This window comes from Allobosea sp. AAP35, from assembly GCF_001295925.1.
Classification (GTDB): domain Bacteria; phylum Pseudomonadota; class Alphaproteobacteria; order Rhizobiales; family Beijerinckiaceae; genus Allobosea.
Genome location: NZ_LJHQ01000056.1, coordinates 38,691 through 54,002 on the forward strand (window position 1 = coordinate 38,691; position 15,312 = coordinate 54,002).

A 15,312-nucleotide genomic window follows, 5' to 3' on the forward strand; every position below is an offset into this window, starting at 1 on the left:
CCATGATCACGGGCGTCGCTGCGCGACGTCAGCGCCAGCCGTGACCATAGCCATAGCCGTAACGCGGCGGGGGCGGCGGCGGGCGGAAGCCGTAGCCGTCATGATAGCGCTGCCAGTGGCGGCGGCCCCAATAGCCATGGACGACAGGCGGCGGCGGACGCCAACCATGGGCCGGCGGGCCGTAATAGCCGCGCTCGTAGCGGCCACCGAAAGCCTCCGCCGGGCTGACGGTGGTGAGGCTGGCGGTGGCGAAGACGGCGGCGCCGATGGCAAGGCTGGCCAGGCTGGTCGCGGCGAATGTGCGGAACATGGTCCTCGTCCTGTGTGGTGGCCCAGGGGACATCCCTTGCCTGACACGGACATTCACTGATCGCGCCTGAACGGCATTTGAGGCCGCCATTCACCTCTGGTTTAGCTGCCCGCCACCTGCCGGCGCTTCAGCAACAGCGAGGCGGAAATCACGGCCAGCGCGACGGCGCCGATCATCAGTGTGCAGGCGGCGTTGATCTCCGGCGAGACGCCGAGCCTGATCGCCGAATAGAGCCGCATCGGCAGGGTCGTCGCGCCGGGACCAGTGGTGAAACTGGCGATGACGAGATCGTCGAGCGAGAGCGTGAAGGCCAGCATCCAGGCGGCGGCGACAGCCGGCCAGATCAGCGGCAGCGTGACGGTCCAGAAGGTGACGAGCGGCGTGGCGCCGAGATCGCGTGCGGCCTCCTCCAGTGAGCGGTCGAAGCCGGCGAGCCGCGCCTGCACGACGATGCAGGCGAAGCCGAGGCCGAAGGTCGCGTGGGCGATCGTCACCGTCCAGAAGCCGCGTTCGACATCGGCCGCCACAAACAGCAGCAGGAGCGATAGGCCCGTGATCACCTCGGGCATGACCAGCGGCGCCAGCACCATGCCGGAGAACAAAAGCCGCCCCTGGAACCGGCCATGCCGCACCAGCGCGAGCGCAGCCAGCGTACCGAGCCCGGCCGCGAGCGTCGCGGAGACGAAGGCGAGCCTGACGCTCAGCCAGGCGGCGTCGAGCAAGGGCTGGTTCGACAGCAGGGAGCCATACCAATGCGTCGAGAACCCGCCCCAGACCGTGACCAGCCGCGAGGCGTTGAAGGAATAGGCGACGAGCGCCAGGATCGGCAGATAGAGGAAGGCGAAGCCGACGACGAGGGCGAGGATCAGGCCGGGGCCGAGCCGCTTCATGGGCCGCCCCGCGCCAGCCTGGCTTGCTGAAGCAGCGCCAGCGGCAGGACGAGCACGACCAGCAGCACGATCGCGACGGCTGAGGCGAGCGGCCAGTCGCGCGATGCGAAGGTGGTCCAGAGCAGATTTCCGATCAACGTGGTATCCGGCCCGCCGAGCAGATCGGGGATCACGAATTCCCCCACCGAGGGGATGAAGACGAGCGCGGCGCCCGCGAAAAGACCGGGCAGCGACAGCGGCAGAGTCACGGTGAGGAAGGCCGTCGCGGGTGTCGCACCGAGATCGGCCGCCGCTTCGAGCAGGCTGCGATCGAGCTTCTCCAGCGTCGCGTAGAGCGGCAGCACCATGAAGGGCAGATAGGAATAGACCATGCCGATCAGGACGGCGGCCTCGGTGTTCAGAAGCCGTAAGGGTTCGCTGGTCAGGCCGAGGCTACCCAGCATCATGTCGAGCAGGCCGTCGGGCCGCAGGATGCCGATCCAGGCGTAGACCCGGATCAGAAACGAGGTCCAGAAGGGCAGCACCACCAACACCAGCAGGACGGGCCGCCAGTGCCGGGGCGCGGCCGCCATGGCATAGGCGAGCGGGTAGCCGATCGCGAGCGCGATCAGCGTCGTCAGCGCCGCGACGCGCAGCGAGTAAAGGTAGCTCTGCCCGTAGAGGGAATCCTCGGCGAGCAGGCGGAAGTTCTCGAGATCGAGCCGGGCGAAAAATTCTCCCAGTCTCGCCAAGCCTTCGAAATGCGGCGCATAGGGCGGCAGCGCGGTATCCGCATCCGACAATGCCATGCGCAGCACCATCGCAAAGGGCGCGAGGAAGAACAGCAGCAGCCAGAGATAGGGCGCAGCCACCAGGAGCCGGCCGAGACGCGCAGGCGGTGCGACCGGCGCGCTCATGGCGGCAGCACCAGTCCGGCCTCGACGTCCCAGGAGAGCCAGACTTGATCTTCCCAGGCGAAGGGCCGCGCCGCGCGGCGGGTGCGGTTCGTCAGCGCGACCTTGAGCAACTGGCCTTGATCCCCGCCGACCATGACCTGCACCATGGTGACGTCGCCGAGATAGCCGATATCCCAGATTTCGCCCGCGACCTTGTTGAGGTCGCCTGCCGGCTCGTCATGGCTGAGCTCGATCTTCTCAGGACGCAGACCAATGAGGACCGGAGCGCCGATCGCGAGAGTCGGCCGCTCCTCGTCGAGTTCGACCGTCCCAGTGATCCCTGTCTCGACCTTGACAAGATCGCCTTCGATCGACGCAACGCGCCCCTCGAGAATATTGATGTCGCCGACGAACTCCGCGACGTAACGGTTGGCCGGCGCCTCGTAGATCACGTCCGGTGGGCCGATCTGGACGAGCCGGCCCTGGTCCATCACCGCCATGCGGTCGGACATGGTCATGGCCTCGTCCTGGTCATGCGTCACGACCATGAAGGTCGTGCCGAGTTTGCTCTGGAGGTCCATCAACTCGAACTGAGTCGCCTCGCGCAGCTTGCGATCCAGTGCCGCCATCGGCTCGTCGAGCAGCAGCAGCTTCGGACGTTTGGCGAGCGCGCGCGCCAGCGCGACACGCTGACGCTGGCCGCCCGAAAGCTGGTCGGGCTTGCGGCGACCAAGCCCGTCGAGCTTGACCAGCGCGAGCATCTCCTCGACGCGGCGGGCAATCTCGGCGCGCGGTAGACCCTCGCGCTTCAGCCCATAGGCGATGTTGTCGGCGACGCTGAGATGGGGGAAGAGCGCATAGGACTGGAACATCATGTTGACCGGGCGCAGATGCGGCGGCACGGCCGTGATGTCGACGCCGTCGAGCAGGATCTGGCCCTCATCGGGCGTCTCGAAGCCCGCCAGCATCCGCATCAGCGTGGTCTTGCCGCAACCGGAGGGACCCAGCAGCGCGAAGAATTCGCGCGGGTAGAGCGAGAGCGAGACATCGCAAACCGCCGTGACTGCGCCGAAGCGCTTCGTGACGCCCCGGAACTCGATGATCGGCTTGGCGTTCGTGTCGTCCCACGGTTGGAAGGCGCGGCGCAGGCTGCCAGGCGATGCCTTGCGCATGGTAGCAGCGCCCCGTCTGTCGTCGCTCACTTGCCGGTTTTCACCCGCGTCCAGAGCCGGTTGACCAGCCGCTGCGACTTCTGGTCGTAGGGTGTGATCGTGTAGAGGCGGCCCATCACCGCCTCGGGCGGGTAGATGCCGGGATTGTCGCGCACCGAGGCCGAAAGCAGCGGCTTGGAGGCGAGGTTGCCATTCGCATACTGGATGAAGTCCGAGTTCTTCGCTGCCATTTCCGGTCGGTTGACGAAATCGATGAACTTCAGCGCCGCCTCGGGATTGGCGGCATCCTTGGGAACGACGAAGGAATCGAACCACATCAGCGCGCCCTCCTTCGGGATCGCATAGGCGATCTCGACCTTGTTCTTGGCTTCTTCAGCCCGCTTCTTCGCCTGCAGCACATCGCCCGAATAGCCGACGGCAAGGCAGATATCGCCATTGGCGAGCGCGTTGATGTATTCCGAGGAGTGGAATTTCTGGATATGCGGACGGATCTTGCGCAGCAGATCGCCGGCCTTGTTGAGATCGGCCTCCACCTTGGAATCCGGGTTCAACCCGAGATAGCGCAGCGCTGCCGGGAACATCTCCTCGACCGCATCGAGGACATGGACACCGCAGTTGGAGAGCTTCTTGAGCTGGTCGGGCTCGAAGAGGATCTTCCAGCTGTCGATGACCGCGTCGGGGCCGAGGCGCTCCCTGATCTTGCCGACGTTGTAGCCGATCCCGGTCGTACCCCACATGTAGTTCACGGCGTGCTTGTTGCCGGGGTCGTATTTGGCCAGCCGTCCCTGGATCTCGGGCCAGGCATGTTTGAGGTTTGGCACCTTGGCGGCGTCGATCGGCGCGTAGAGCCCGAGCGGAATATGGCGCGGCAGGAAGGACGCCGTCACGACGATCAGGTCGTAACCCGTCTTGCCGGCGAGCAGCTTGGTCTCCACCGTCTCCATCTGGTCGAAGGTGTCGTAGACGACGGTGATGCCGGTTTCCTTCTTGAAGGCGTCGAGAACCTCGGGGTCGACATAGTCCGACCAGTTGTAGATGCGCAGTTCCTTGCCCTGCGCCGCCGCGGGGCCCGCCGCCAGAAGCGAAAGCGCCAGCGCCGCACCCGATACGATCCCCTTCAGCCAAGCACGCTTCGTCATGATCCGTTCGATTCCCCCTGAGCCAGACGGCACTGAGGCTAGCAGCTTGGCGGCGCGCCTCAAGCCGTTGTGATCCTGCCGTGCTGTCCACGACCTTGCGATGCAACATGGCTGCCACATATCAAGGGTCATGCGCGCCGCCCGCCTCGTTCCCCTGCTCTTCCTGCTGCTGTTCATCCTTCCCCTGCTGACGCATGCGGCCTGGTGGTCGATGCAGGGCATGGCGGAGGATTGGCGGCGGGCTGACTGGTCGAGCGCGAAACTGCTTCCGGCGGCCTCCACGGAGCCCGAGGCGACCGTCCATGTCTTCGCCGCGCGCGTCGGCCGCTGGCGCGGCGTCTTCGCGCATCATTCCTGGGTCGTGGTGAAGGAGCCCGGCGCCAGCGCCTATACGCGCTTCGACGTGGTCGGCTGGGGCACGCCCGTGCGCGTCAACCATCGCGAGGCGGATGGGCGCTGGTACGGCAACCTGCCTGAACTCGTCACCGAGATCCGGGGCGCGGCGGCGGAACAGCTCATCCCGCGCATCCGCGCGGCGGTGAAAAGCTATGCCTATGTGACGCCCGGCAGTTACAAGGCATGGCCCGGTCCAAACTCGAACAGCTTCGTCCAGCATGTCATGGCCGAGGTCCCCGAACTCGCCCAAGCCCTGCCGCCGACCGCGATCGGCAAGGATTTTCGCGAGGATGGGCTCTACGCCGGGCTCACTCCGAGCCGCACGGGCGTGCAGGCTTCGCTCTATGGGCTCGCGGGCGTGACGATCGGCTGGGTTGAAGGCGTCGAGGTCAATCTGCTGGGACTCGTCGCCGGGTTCGACCTGCGCAGCCCGGCCCTGAAGCTGCCGGGCTGGGGGCGGGTCAGCCCATTGAGCCTGTTCGCCTAGCCCCGACGAACCCTAATTCCGCAGCACCGCGCAGTTGCCGCCGGCGCGCCTGAGCCGCTCGCAGAAGGCGCTGGCCTCGCGCGCCGTCTGGGCCGGCAGGCGGACGCGGTAGAATGGCGCGCGGCCTCGCCCCGCAATGCGTGAGCCGAGGATCAATGTCGGCCGGTCGGCCAGAAGCGAGGCAAAGCGCTGGGCGACCGCCTGGTAGGAACGGATGGCACGGGCCTTGGAGACGTTGCCGGCAAGCTGGACGCCGAACGGCGCGTAGACGCCCTCGATCAGAGCGGGCGGCGCCGAGCGCCGGATCGAAGCGACGGTCGCCAGGCAGTCGGTCTTGTCCGTCGTCGGATCGAGAGACATGTCCCCGGCACCGGGGCGCCAGTCCTCGACACTGCGGCCGGTGATGAAGCGGACATAGGCTTGCGTTTCCAGCGGCAGGCTGCCGCCCTGTCCCAGCCAGCGCGACACCCGGCCCGGCCCCGCATTATAGGCGGCCGCGGCCAGGCCGAGATTGCCGAACTGGCCCTTTAAAGCGGCGAGGTAGGCGGCCGATGCCGGGATCGCGGCTTCGGGATCGAACGGATCGGCCAGCCCCCGCTCGCTGGCCGTGCCGGGCATGAACTGAGCGACGCCTTGCGCTCCAGCGGAACTGGTGACGTTGGGCCGGAAGCTGCTTTCGCGCCAGATCAGCCGGGTGAAGAAGGAGACCGGCAGCTTGCTGTCGAGGGCCGCCCGCTCGATCAGCCGGCAGATCGTTTCCGCGATGCTTTCCTGCGGCTCGGACGCGAGGGCCGGCTGGGCCGCGCAGGACGCGACCCAGGCGAGTGCGCCACAGAGCGCCGCCGCTCGCCTCACACCGCCTCCAGCGCCTGTGCCAGGTCCGAGATCAGGTCCTCGATGTTCTCGATGCCCACCGAGATGCGGATCAGCGCGTCGGTCAGGCCGATCTCCTCGCGCAATTCGCGGGCGACGCCGGAATGCGTCATCGCCGCGGGGTGCGACACAAGCGTCTCGGTGCCGCCGAGCGAGACCGCGAGCTTCATGATCTGGAGATTGTCGAGCAGCGCGAAAGCCTCCTTCTCGCCGCCCACCACGTCGAAGGCGAAGGTCGAGCCGGCGGCCGTGCATTGCCGGTCGAACACCGCCTTGCGCGGGTCACCGTCCTTGAGGTCGCCGAGATAATGCACCTTGGCCACTTTCGGGTGGCTGGAGAGATAATCCGCGACCAGCTTGGCGTTCTCGTTGGCGCGGCTCATGCGGATGTCGAGCGTCTCCAGCGAGCGCATCAGCATCCAGCAGGAGTTCGGGTCGGCTTGGGTGCCCAGCGATCCGCGCCAGCTCTTCACCTGCCGGACCAGCGCTTCCGAGCCGCTGATCGAGCCGCCGACGAGGTCGGAATGGCCGCCGACATATTTCGTCAGCGAGAGTAGCGAGAGATCGGCGCCCTGCTTCAGCGGCTTCTGGTATTTCGGGCCGAGCATGGTGTTGTCGACAACGACCGGCGGGCGATGGCCCTGCGATTTTTCCAGTTCGTCGGCGATCAGCTTGCAGGCGGCGAGATCGACCAGCCCGTTGGTTGGGTTGGCCGGCGTCTCGACCAGGATCATGCCGACACGGCCTTTGGCGGCTGCAGCCTGGGCGCTGGCCCGCATCTGCACGATGTCGAGACCGTCGGTGAATCCGAAAGCGGTGACGCCGGAGGCGCCCATCTGGTTCTTGAGCAGGGTTTCGGTGCCGCCATAGAGCGGGCGGGAGTGGATGATCGTGTCGCCCGGCCGCAGGAAGGCGAAGCAGGTCGTGGCGATCGCCGCCATGCCGCTGGCGAAGACGGCGCATTTTTCCGCCTCGTCCCAAATCGCCAGCCGATCCTCCAGGATTTCCATATTGGGGTGGTTGAAGCGCGAATAGACCAGGCCGGGCTTCTCGCCCGGCTTGGGCTGCCGACGGCCGGAGGTGAAGTCGAAGAAATCCTTGCCCTGCTGGGCATTGGCGAAAACGAAGGTCGAGGTCAGGAAGATCGGCGGCTTGAGCGAGCCTTCCGACATCGCCGGCGAGTAGCCGAAGCCCATCATCAGCGTCTCGGGATGGAGCTTGCGGTTGGCGATGCGGTCCTTGTGATAATTGTCTTCGCTCATGACGATCTCCCTGTCGAACCGCGGCCGGCCAGCGCCGATCCGTTCGTCTGAAGATAAGGCCGCCAGCCGGCGATTGCTTGGATGGCTTCATCTGTCTAGAATTTCATTTCAGCATGATCCTGCCAAAAATCAATTCATGAGGAGCAGTCCATGCTCGACAGCGTCGATCGCCGCATGCTCGCCGTCCTCCAGGAAGATGGGCGCATCACCAATCAGGATCTTTCGCAGAGGGTCGGGCTCTCGCCGACGCCCTGTCTGCGCCGGCTGAAGCGGCTGGAGGACACCGGCGTGATCCAGGGATATTCGGCCACCGTCGACCCCAAGGCCTATGGTCTGCCTTTCAGTGTCTTCGTCTCGGTGCGGCTCTCGCAGCAGACGCAGGAGCACATCGCCGAATTCGAGAAGGCGGTCGAGGGCTGGAACGAGGTGACCGAATGCTACCTGATGACCGGCAGCCAGGACTATCTGCTGCGCGTGCTGACCGACGGTATCGAGGGCTATGAGCGCTTCCTGAAGCAGAAGATGACGCGGCTGAAATGCATCCAGTCGGTCGAATCGAATTTCGCGCTGGCTACCGTCAAGAAGCGCATCGGCCTGCCGCCCTTATGAGCGGCCCGGCCCGATCTCAGGCGCCCTTGCCGCGATCCATGGCGCGGCGCACGACCTGCGTGACCTCGCTGTCGGACAGGAAGAGATCGTGCCGCAGCATGCTCCAGCCGCGCCCTTGCGTATCGGCGACGCGCACGCCCAGCGCTTCGAGACGCGAGCGGTCGGCGGCGCCGGCGCGGGCGACACCGCCGGCAAGGCGGGACGAAATCGCCAAGGCTCGGTCGCCCGGATCGATGATCAGCGTCATGCGACGGGCCAGCGGGCCGAGCTTGCCGACCGTCTGCTCGAAGGCGTCGATGTCGATGTCGGGCGAAGCGAGCACGACCGAACCGATGCGCGCATAGACATCGGCCGAATCGCGCAGTTCGCGCAGGCCTTCCAGCGTCAGGAAGGTGCCCATCGAATGGGCGACGATGTGGATGCGGCCGACGGTCGGGTTGGCGACGAGCGCCTGCAAGGCCCTGACGAAGCCGTCGCGCGACCACAGCGCGCTTTCGCGGTCATAGGCATAGTCGAACAGCTTGCCGCCCGAGGGCCAGGAGAAGATCGCGGTTCGGCCCTGGAATTCGAGCGAATGCGAGAGCTGGCCGGCACTGCGCGCAGCCGATTCGAAGGTCTCGTTGTAGCCGTGAATGTAGAGCAGCACGTCGCGTCCGGTCGCGGCCTGGGCGAAAGCGCGGCCGGCATCGGCGGAGGTCTGGCTGTCGAGCCCCAGAACCGCCCAATCGCCGCTGACGACAGAGGAAACGCGGCCCGAGATTCCGTCCGCGGGCGGCGAAAGGCGCGCCTCGGCAAAGGTCAGCGAACCACGATCGGAGCCGAAGAAAGGCTGGCGCGGGCCGACGGGCTTGCGCGTCGTCACGACGAGGAGCTCCGGCTCCTTGCCGATCGCCGAGGCGTCGGCGCGGGTCGGCTCCGAGAAGGGCGAGACGGCGACTTCGCTCTGGGCGCAGGCCGAGAGCGACAGCGCGAGCAGCGCGGCAAGCGCCGCCCGACGGCAGGTGAGAGCGTGCCGCAAACCAAGCATCGTGTCAGGCATCCAGTCGATCATGAGGGGCCGAGTTGGCCAGTGCCATCTTAACGACAGGCTAACGCGGCCAGAATGCGGCGATCTTTGGAAGAACGCGAGCCGATGCGGCAGATAGCGGCTCAGCGGCCGCCCGAGATGATGGATACCGGCGCGGTGACTACGAGACCGACGGTCGAGCCGACTGTGCCGACAACACCGCCCGCGATATCGCCGAGACGGTCGCCGAGCTGGGGCCCGGCCGTTTCGATGCCGCCATCCTCCTTCAGCCTGCGACCGATCATCTGCACGACCTTGGGCGACTGTGCGAACTTGCTGTGGTTCAGGCTGTCGCCGGAGGCCACGTCCGACAGATCGATGATGCGGGCGCCGAGCTTCTCCAACTCGGCGATGATGTCCTTGTCCTTGGCGGAGATCGCCCCCAGCCGCGTCTTGTCGCCTGCGAAACGCCGCGAGAAGTCGAGCGCGCGATCATCGGCCGAAACGAAGATCGTCACCGGGCGCTTGATTTCCGCCATCTGGGTCCTGAAAACGTCAAGATCGACATCGGGCGCGGCCAGAATGATGTCGCGCAGCTTGCCGCCGAAGGTCCCGTCACCACGGATCGCAGCCTGCCGCACCGCTTCCAGCGTCAGAAGCGTGCCCATCGAATGGGCCAGGATATCCATGCGCGTCGTGCCGAGATCGCGCGCGATCGCCCGCAGATTGCGCTCGAGGAAGTCGCGCGAATAATAGGCGCTCTCGCGATCATAGGGGTAGGCCAGCAACTGTCCGCGCGAGGGCCAGGTGAACAGCACCGGCACGCCCTTGAAGCCCGAATCATGAATGATCTGGGCAAAGCGGAACGCCGCATCGGCGAAATTCGTGTTGAAGCCATGGACGAAGACCAGCACGTCGCGTTCCGCGGGCGGCCGCCGCAGGATCTCGCGGCGCACATCGGCGACGATGGGCGCAAGATCGAGCCGCTTCAGATTCGTGATCGTGAAATGCTTGGCAGGATCGCCCGGTCCGGAATCGGGCAGTTCCAGTTCGCCGGTCTTGTGGCTCTTCGGGACCGTGAAATCCAGGCGGGCAAAGGCCAGCCGGGGTCCGCGCTCGCCGCTGAAGAAGACCGGCTCGAGCGAGGTCTCGCGCGTCGTCGCGACGAACATCTCGACCTTGCCCGCGATCTCGGTCGATGGCGTTGCGTTGATGTTCAGCACCCGCGGCGTCCCGCAGGCGCCCAGTGCCAAGGGCACAAACACAGCCCATGCGAGAACCCGCAACCGCAACACTCGCATGATCATCGCCAGACAGCTTTCGTCGCGAAAAGGGTAACAATGAGGCGAGCATCGCCCCGCAGCGAAGCCACGTTGTCCCCAACCCAAACCTTGTCGCAAGCCACCCAGCCTTGCTAGGTGGCGTTATGGCCGATCTCACCGCCGCTGTCACCGCCCTTGCCGCAGCGTTAGCCGCTGGCGACCGCGCAGCGTTGGCGCGGGCCATCACACTGGCAGAGTCGCGCCGGGCCGACCATCGCGAGCAGGCGAGCGCCCTGATTCAGCACCTTCTCCCCAGGACCGGCGGCGCGACCCGCGTCGGCATCACCGGCGTGCCCGGCGTCGGCAAATCGACCGCGATCGACGCGCTCGGCTGCTTTTTGACGGCCAGAGGCCACAAGGTTGCGGTCTTGGCCGTGGACCCTTCATCGACCCGCACCGGCGGCTCGATCCTCGGCGACAAGACCCGCATGGCGCGGTTGGCTGTCGATCCCCACGCCTATATCCGCCCCTCCCCGTCATCGGGGACCCTGGGTGGCGTGGCGGCCCGGACACGCGAAACCATGCTGCTCTGCGAGGCGGCGGGTTTCGACGTCATCCTGGTCGAGACGGTCGGCGTCGGCCAGTCGGAGACCGCCGTGGCGGATCTGACCGATTTCTTCCTGGTGCTGATGCTGCCCAATGCCGGCGACGAACTGCAAGGCATCAAGAAGGGCATCATCGAGCTTGCCGACATGATTGCGGTCAACAAGGCCGATGGCTCGGGAGCGACAGCCGCGCGCATGGCGGCTGCGCAATATCAGGCTGCGCTGCACATCCTGGCCCCGGCATCGACGCTGTGGTCGACGCCGGCAGTCACGATCTCGGCTCTGACCGGCGAAGGCCTCGAAGCACTTTGGGCTAAGATCGAGGAGCACCGTGCCCGCCATGATGCGAAGGGGCTGATCGCCGAGAAGCGACGCCGCCAGGACGTGAAGTGGATGTGGGCGATGGTCCAGGACAGGCTTCAGGCCCGATTGCGCCAGGACCCTGCGCTCAAGGCTCGCACCCCGGCGCTCGAGGCGGCTGTTGCGGCCGGCACGCTGTCGCCTACGCTGGCAGCCGAGGAGATCGCCCAGGCTCTGGGGCTCTAACGAAAAAAACGGTTCAGCATGGAGACGCGCGGCCGATGGACATTCTGATTACCGGCTTCGGCCCGTTTCCGCGCGTGCGCATCAACCCGACGACAGCACTGGCACGCGCGGTCGCGGTTCGTCTGCGACATGCGGGGCTGGACGCGCGCGCGCTCATCCTCGAAACCAGCTACGGCAAGGGCCTGCCGGAATTGCAGGCCCAGCTGGCGGCGACACGCCCGAAAGCCATCCTGATGCTGGGGCTCGCCGCGCGGGCCCGCACGGTGCGCGTCGAGCTGTTCGCGCGCGGCCATGCCAGTCCGCTTCATCCCGACGCCACCGGCGCGACGCCGCATGCCGCCGCCGCCGTATCGGCGGCCCTGCCGCTGCGCACGACCGGCAATGCGCCCGGCGCGCTTGCTGCGCTGGAACGGCGGGGCCTTCGCAGCGCCCTGTCGCCTTCCGCCGGGCGCTATCTCTGCGATGCCTGCTATGCCGCCGCGCTCCGGCGGACGGGAGGCGACGCGACGCCGGTGCTGTTCGTGCATGTGCCGTGGCTGCGCCCGGGGCCGGGCCAGCGTCCGCATGAGCGGGTGGCAGCGTTCAGGCCCGGCGCCGACAAGCTCACCCGCAGCCTGGCCGAGATCGGAGCCGCCCTGGCGAGGCAGGGTCGCCGATTGCGCTAAAGCCCGTCCCGGAATGGCACGGCCCGCCGCGGCACGGCGCTTGAACCGTCGTACACTCACGGAGGTGCAGATGGTCCTTTCCCGACGGTCGCTGCTAACGGCGGCCTTTTTCGGCACAGGCTCGCTCATGGCCCCACCGGCGCTCGCCCAGACGTCGCGGCGCCCGATCGCAGGCGCGCTGGGTTCCTTTGGGGTCGATGCGGCGCAGTTCGGCTTGCGGCCGGGTTCGCCCGACGATCAGTCGCGCCAGTTGCAAACCGCGCTGGCAGAAGCCACCCGGCGCGAGGCGCCGTTGATGCTCGCGCCTGGTCGCTACCGCATCGCGCGCGTCGCTCTGCCAGACGGCGCAAGCCTGATCGGCATCGAGGGCGCGACGAGGCTGGTCGCGGCCCAGGGGGGGCCGCTGCTGGTCGCGCGCGGCCTGCGACGGGTCTCCCTCACGGGGGTGACCCTCGACGGGGTCGGCATCCGCATCGCGGGTCGCGAAGGGCTGCTCAACGCGGATGACGTCGCCGATATCTCCATCCGCGATTGCGCCTTCATCGACGCCGGCGCGCTCGGGCTGGTGTTCAACCGCACCGGCGGCAGCGTCGAAACCAGTCGCTTCCAGAGGATGCGCGAAGCCGCGCTGTTCTCTCTGGATTCGCGCGGCCTGCAGATCGAACGCAACCGCGTCGAGGATTGCGGCAATAACGGCATCCAGCTCTGGCGCGGCCAGCCCGGCGACGAACGCTCGTTCATCAGGGGCAACCGCATCGAGCGCATCCGGGCCGATGCCGGCGGCGATGGACCCCATGGCAACGGCATCAGCCTTTACAAGGCCGGCGGCGCCATCATCGAAGGCAATCAGCTGCGCGATTGCGCGCTGACCTTCATCCGCAACAATTCCGGCTCCAGCGTGCAGATTCTCGGCAATCAGGGCAAGCGCTGCGGCGAATGCGGGATCTATTCCGAATTTGCCTTCGAGGGCGCGATCGTCGCCAACAATATCGTCGAGGATTGCGCGCAGGGCGCCAACATCACCAATCTCGACCATGGCGGCAGATTGTCGGTGTTTGCCAACAACATCATCCGCAATGCCCGCAAAGGCCTCTATCCTGGCGTCAAGGAGCCCATCGGCGGGATGGGCGTTCATATCGAGGCGGAGGCCACCGTCACCGGCAACGTCATCGAGGACGCCAGCGACATCGGCATCTCGCTCGGCTGGTCCTGGGGCATGCGCAACCTCGTCGCGACCGGCAACATGGTCCGCCGCACCGGCATCGGCATCTCCGTCTCGCTGGTGCCCAAGCAGCGCAACGTGGTGATCTCCGGCAACGTCATCGCGGAGGCGAGCCGCGGCGCGGTCGTCGGCACGGAGTATGGCAAGGCGGTCACCGGGGATTTGACAAGGACGCCCGACGCGCGGGCGACCGGCATCCGGGTCGAGGGCAACGCGGCGGGATGAGGTTCAACCGCCAAGGCCGAGGACGAAGGCCAGGCGAAGATCGACATCCGCCATCTGCGCGTCAGAAAGCCGTCCGACCACCGCCCGGCACTTCCGCCGAAGCACCATGGTAGTTTTGTCCAGCATGACATGACTGTGATCGACTAGCCCGTTTGACGCGTTCGGCGCGACCGCTAGGCGGAATGCAGCCGAGATCTCCGTACTCGTCGTAATCAGGCATACCAGCGTCGTATCGACATCATCGATGAGATCGTTCTGAACGACCAGCGCAGGGCGGGGCTTGCCGTGTTCACCCTGCGCCGCAACGATGACCACATCGCCTCGCTTCATTTGTCTTCAGCGGGCCAGTCAGTCAGCGCCTCGACGAACGCGATATCATCCGTCTCAGCGGGACTCTCACGGATTGCTGTCATCTCTCGCTTCAACTGCGCCAGAAACGCCGGATCCTTCGTGTCGAAGGTCCAGAGCCTGACCTCTTTCAGCCCTGCCGCCTTCTTGGCGGCGCGGTAGCGGGCCTGCTTGGTCAGACCGTCCTTCAAGGCGGGACGCGGCATGGCGGGTCTCCCCCAGTCGAAAGTTCTGGCGTCGAAAGGTAACGCGCGACCTTTCGCTGGTCAAATGGCGGCGGCCCTGACGCGTCCGACCTCGATACCGTTCCAGTTGGTCATCACGCTCTCGCGCAGCGGGGCGAAGGCGGCCAGTTCCACCTCGTCCATCGGAAGGAAGCGCGCGATCAGATCCGCCATCACCACCTCCGCCGCGCGGCCGGCGCCATCGTCGCATTTCAGCGCGATGCCGTAGCCCAGCTCCGGCAGGGCACCGCAATAGACGCCCTCGGCCCCGGTCTTGATGAAGATGCGCTCGCGAAGCAGTTCCATGGCGCGGGTGTCGAAGCGGCCGGTGCCCGCGACCATGAAGGGGTGGGCGGCCGCGGCCTTGCGGATGCGGGCGGCGGCTTTCGTGCGCTGCGGTCCGAAGCCGTGGCCGGTGCCGAAACGGGCGAAGCCCATGGCCAGCGCCTTCAGCGGCACGGCATAGGTCGGGATCGAGCAGCCGTCGGTGCCCATGAGGTCGGTGGAATGGGCAGCTCCGGTGACCTCTTCCAAGGCGCCGCGCACGGCCTTCTGCACGGCATGTCCGGCCTTCACATAGCCGGCCGGGTCCTCGTCGAGACCGCAGGCGAGGCAGACGAAGCCGGCATGCTTGCCCGAGCAGTTGTTGTTGAGCGCGCTCGGCTCTTGGCCGCCCTTCGCCAGCGCCCGCGCGGCGGCATCGTTCATCGGCCAGTGCGCGCCGCATTCGAGGCAGCCGGCGTCGCGCCCGGCTTTGGCCAGCATGGCGAGCGAGGTTTGCGCATGGAGTGGCTCGCCGGAATGCGAGGAGACGGCGAGCGCGATCTCCGGCTCGGTGAGACCATAGCGATCGGCTGCGCCGCTTTCTAACAGCGGCAGTGCCTGCAACGCCTTCACCGCCGAGCGGGGAAAGACGGGGCGGTCGACATCGCCCGCCGAGAACACCACGGCGCCGTCGGCGTCCACGATGAGGGCGGCCCCGCGATGGCGCGATTCGACGGTGTTGCCGCGCGTCACCTCGGCGAGGATCGGGTTTTCCATGGTCGTCTCCCAAGCGGGCGTCCTGCATGGAACGCGAGCGCCTTGTGCCGACCGGCGCTCGACCTGTCAAAAGCCATGGCGCAGACTGGCGGCACCTGCCATGACGGGCGTGTTCCTGCGTCAGCGGGAAGACCTGTGGGCATCAGGCCAGCCGG

At 66.7% G+C, this 15,312-nt stretch carries 17 protein-coding genes; 5 read left to right on the forward strand and 12 right to left on the reverse strand.

What is annotated here, in order from left to right:
* Positions 1-28: 28 nt before the first annotated feature.
* From IP69_RS17645 to IP69_RS17665, 5 genes are all read right to left on the reverse strand, one after another.
* Entirely contained in the window at positions 29-310 is a 282-nt protein-coding gene (locus IP69_RS17645; RefSeq protein WP_054144149.1) for a hypothetical protein, read from the reverse strand.
* Between the two features lie 101 nt (positions 311-411).
* Positions 412-1,200 carry an ABC transporter permease subunit gene (locus IP69_RS17650; RefSeq protein WP_054144150.1) on the reverse strand — a complete coding sequence of 263 codons (789 nt, stop codon included), beginning with the start codon at positions 1,198-1,200 and terminating at the stop codon, positions 412-414.
* Positions 1,197-2,096: an ABC transporter permease gene (locus IP69_RS17655; protein ID WP_054144151.1), complete on the reverse strand. Its 900-nt coding sequence runs from the start codon at positions 2,094-2,096 to the stop codon at positions 1,197-1,199. Before IP69_RS17655 ends, IP69_RS17650 begins: the two co-directional genes overlap by 4 nt.
* Positions 2,093-3,247 carry an ABC transporter ATP-binding protein gene (locus tag IP69_RS17660; RefSeq protein WP_054144152.1) on the reverse strand — a complete coding sequence of 385 codons (1,155 nt, stop codon included), beginning with the start codon at positions 3,245-3,247 and terminating at the stop codon, positions 2,093-2,095. Before IP69_RS17660 ends, IP69_RS17655 begins: the two co-directional genes overlap by 4 nt.
* A 26-nt stretch (positions 3,248-3,273) precedes the next feature.
* Positions 3,274-4,386 carry a polyamine ABC transporter substrate-binding protein gene (locus IP69_RS17665; RefSeq protein WP_054144153.1) on the reverse strand — a complete coding sequence of 371 codons (1,113 nt, stop codon included), beginning with the start codon at positions 4,384-4,386 and terminating at the stop codon, positions 3,274-3,276.
* Between the two features lie 130 nt (positions 4,387-4,516).
* Here IP69_RS17665 and IP69_RS17670 point away from each other — a divergent pair, with 130 nt between their 5' ends.
* Entirely contained in the window at positions 4,517-5,269 is a 753-nt protein-coding gene (locus IP69_RS17670) for a DUF3750 domain-containing protein (RefSeq protein WP_248306883.1), read from the forward strand.
* A gap of 12 nt (positions 5,270-5,281) precedes the next feature.
* On the opposite strand, the gene IP69_RS17675 is transcribed toward IP69_RS17670, so the two are convergent.
* Positions 5,282-6,124, reverse strand: a complete 843-nt coding sequence (locus IP69_RS17675; RefSeq protein ID WP_054144155.1) for a lytic transglycosylase domain-containing protein — start codon at positions 6,122-6,124, stop codon at positions 5,282-5,284.
* Positions 6,121-7,404 (reverse strand): cystathionine gamma-synthase family protein, encoded by a 1,284-nt coding sequence (locus IP69_RS17680; protein ID WP_054144156.1) that lies wholly within the window; start codon positions 7,402-7,404, stop codon positions 6,121-6,123. The genes IP69_RS17675 and IP69_RS17680 overlap by 4 nt, the downstream gene beginning before the upstream one ends.
* Before the next feature lie 150 nt (positions 7,405-7,554).
* On the opposite strand from IP69_RS17680, the gene IP69_RS17685 reads away from it, so the two are divergent.
* Complete coding sequence (locus IP69_RS17685) at positions 7,555-8,013, forward strand: Lrp/AsnC family transcriptional regulator (protein WP_054144157.1); 459 nt, start codon at positions 7,555-7,557, stop codon at positions 8,011-8,013.
* A 16-nt stretch (positions 8,014-8,029) separates the two neighbouring features.
* On the opposite strand, the gene IP69_RS17690 is transcribed toward IP69_RS17685, so the two are convergent.
* Positions 8,030-9,052, reverse strand: coding sequence for an alpha/beta hydrolase (locus IP69_RS17690; RefSeq protein WP_054144187.1), 1,023 nt, complete (start codon positions 9,050-9,052; stop codon positions 8,030-8,032).
* Positions 9,053-9,162: 110 nt separating this feature from the next.
* A complete protein-coding gene (locus tag IP69_RS17695; protein ID WP_197279937.1) occupies positions 9,163-10,242 on the reverse strand; it encodes an alpha/beta hydrolase in 1,080 nt (359 codons plus the stop codon).
* Positions 10,243-10,445: 203 nt separating this feature from the next.
* Between IP69_RS17695 and meaB the strand changes: the two genes are divergently transcribed.
* The 3 genes from meaB to IP69_RS17710 all read left to right on the forward strand — a co-directional run bounded on the left by meaB (position 10,446) and on the right by IP69_RS17710 (position 13,544).
* Positions 10,446-11,432: a methylmalonyl Co-A mutase-associated GTPase MeaB gene (gene meaB, locus IP69_RS17700; protein WP_054144159.1), complete on the forward strand. Its 987-nt coding sequence runs from the start codon at positions 10,446-10,448 to the stop codon at positions 11,430-11,432.
* A 35-nt stretch (positions 11,433-11,467) separates the two neighbouring features.
* Positions 11,468-12,097, forward strand: coding sequence for a hypothetical protein (locus IP69_RS17705; RefSeq protein WP_054144160.1), 630 nt, complete (start codon positions 11,468-11,470; stop codon positions 12,095-12,097).
* A gap of 70 nt (positions 12,098-12,167) precedes the next feature.
* Positions 12,168-13,544: a TIGR03808 family TAT-translocated repetitive protein gene (locus IP69_RS17710; protein WP_054144161.1), complete on the forward strand. Its 1,377-nt coding sequence runs from the start codon at positions 12,168-12,170 to the stop codon at positions 13,542-13,544.
* Between the two features lie 3 nt (positions 13,545-13,547).
* On the opposite strand, the gene IP69_RS17715 is transcribed toward IP69_RS17710, so the two are convergent.
* The 3 genes from IP69_RS17715 to IP69_RS17725 are packed head-to-tail and all read right to left on the reverse strand — an operon-like array spanning position 13,548 to position 15,157.
* Positions 13,548-13,874, reverse strand: coding sequence for a type II toxin-antitoxin system PemK/MazF family toxin (locus IP69_RS17715; protein WP_054144162.1), 327 nt, complete (start codon positions 13,872-13,874; stop codon positions 13,548-13,550).
* A complete protein-coding gene (locus tag IP69_RS17720; protein WP_054144163.1) occupies positions 13,871-14,098 on the reverse strand; it encodes an antitoxin MazE-like protein in 228 nt (75 codons plus the stop codon). The genes IP69_RS17715 and IP69_RS17720 overlap by 4 nt, the downstream gene beginning before the upstream one ends.
* Positions 14,099-14,158: 60 nt before the next feature.
* On the reverse strand, positions 14,159-15,157 hold the full coding sequence (locus IP69_RS17725; protein ID WP_054144164.1) for an asparaginase: 999 nt from the start codon (positions 15,155-15,157) through the stop codon (positions 14,159-14,161).
* Positions 15,158-15,312: the final 155 nt, after the last annotated feature.

Coding starts and splice junctions, on each gene's coding strand:
- IP69_RS17645 (WP_054144149.1), bottom strand. CDS start 310: ATGTTCCGCACATTCGCCGCGACCAGCCTGGCCAGCCTTGCCATCGGC.
- IP69_RS17650 (WP_054144150.1), bottom strand. CDS start 1,200: ATGAAGCGGCTCGGCCCCGGCCTGATCCTCGCCCTCGTCGTCGGCTTC.
- IP69_RS17655 (WP_054144151.1), bottom strand. CDS start 2,096: ATGAGCGCGCCGGTCGCACCGCCTGCGCGTCTCGGCCGGCTCCTGGTG.
- IP69_RS17660 (WP_054144152.1), bottom strand. CDS start 3,247: ATGCGCAAGGCATCGCCTGGCAGCCTGCGCCGCGCCTTCCAACCGTGG.
- IP69_RS17665 (WP_054144153.1), bottom strand. CDS start 4,386: ATGACGAAGCGTGCTTGGCTGAAGGGGATCGTATCGGGTGCGGCGCTG.
- IP69_RS17670 (WP_248306883.1), top strand. CDS start 4,517: ATGCGCGCCGCCCGCCTCGTTCCCCTGCTCTTCCTGCTGCTGTTCATC.
- IP69_RS17680 (WP_054144156.1), bottom strand. CDS start 7,404: ATGAGCGAAGACAATTATCACAAGGACCGCATCGCCAACCGCAAGCTC.
- IP69_RS17685 (WP_054144157.1), top strand. CDS start 7,555: ATGCTCGACAGCGTCGATCGCCGCATGCTCGCCGTCCTCCAGGAAGAT.
- IP69_RS17690 (WP_054144187.1), bottom strand. CDS start 9,052: ATGCCTGACACGATGCTTGGTTTGCGGCACGCTCTCACCTGCCGTCGG.
- meaB (WP_054144159.1), top strand. CDS start 10,446: ATGGCCGATCTCACCGCCGCTGTCACCGCCCTTGCCGCAGCGTTAGCC.
- IP69_RS17705 (WP_054144160.1), top strand. CDS start 11,468: ATGGACATTCTGATTACCGGCTTCGGCCCGTTTCCGCGCGTGCGCATC.
- IP69_RS17710 (WP_054144161.1), top strand. CDS start 12,168: ATGGTCCTTTCCCGACGGTCGCTGCTAACGGCGGCCTTTTTCGGCACA.
- IP69_RS17715 (WP_054144162.1), bottom strand. CDS start 13,874: ATGAAGCGAGGCGATGTGGTCATCGTTGCGGCGCAGGGTGAACACGGC.
- IP69_RS17720 (WP_054144163.1), bottom strand. CDS start 14,098: ATGCCGCGTCCCGCCTTGAAGGACGGTCTGACCAAGCAGGCCCGCTAC.
- IP69_RS17725 (WP_054144164.1), bottom strand. CDS start 15,157: ATGGAAAACCCGATCCTCGCCGAGGTGACGCGCGGCAACACCGTCGAA.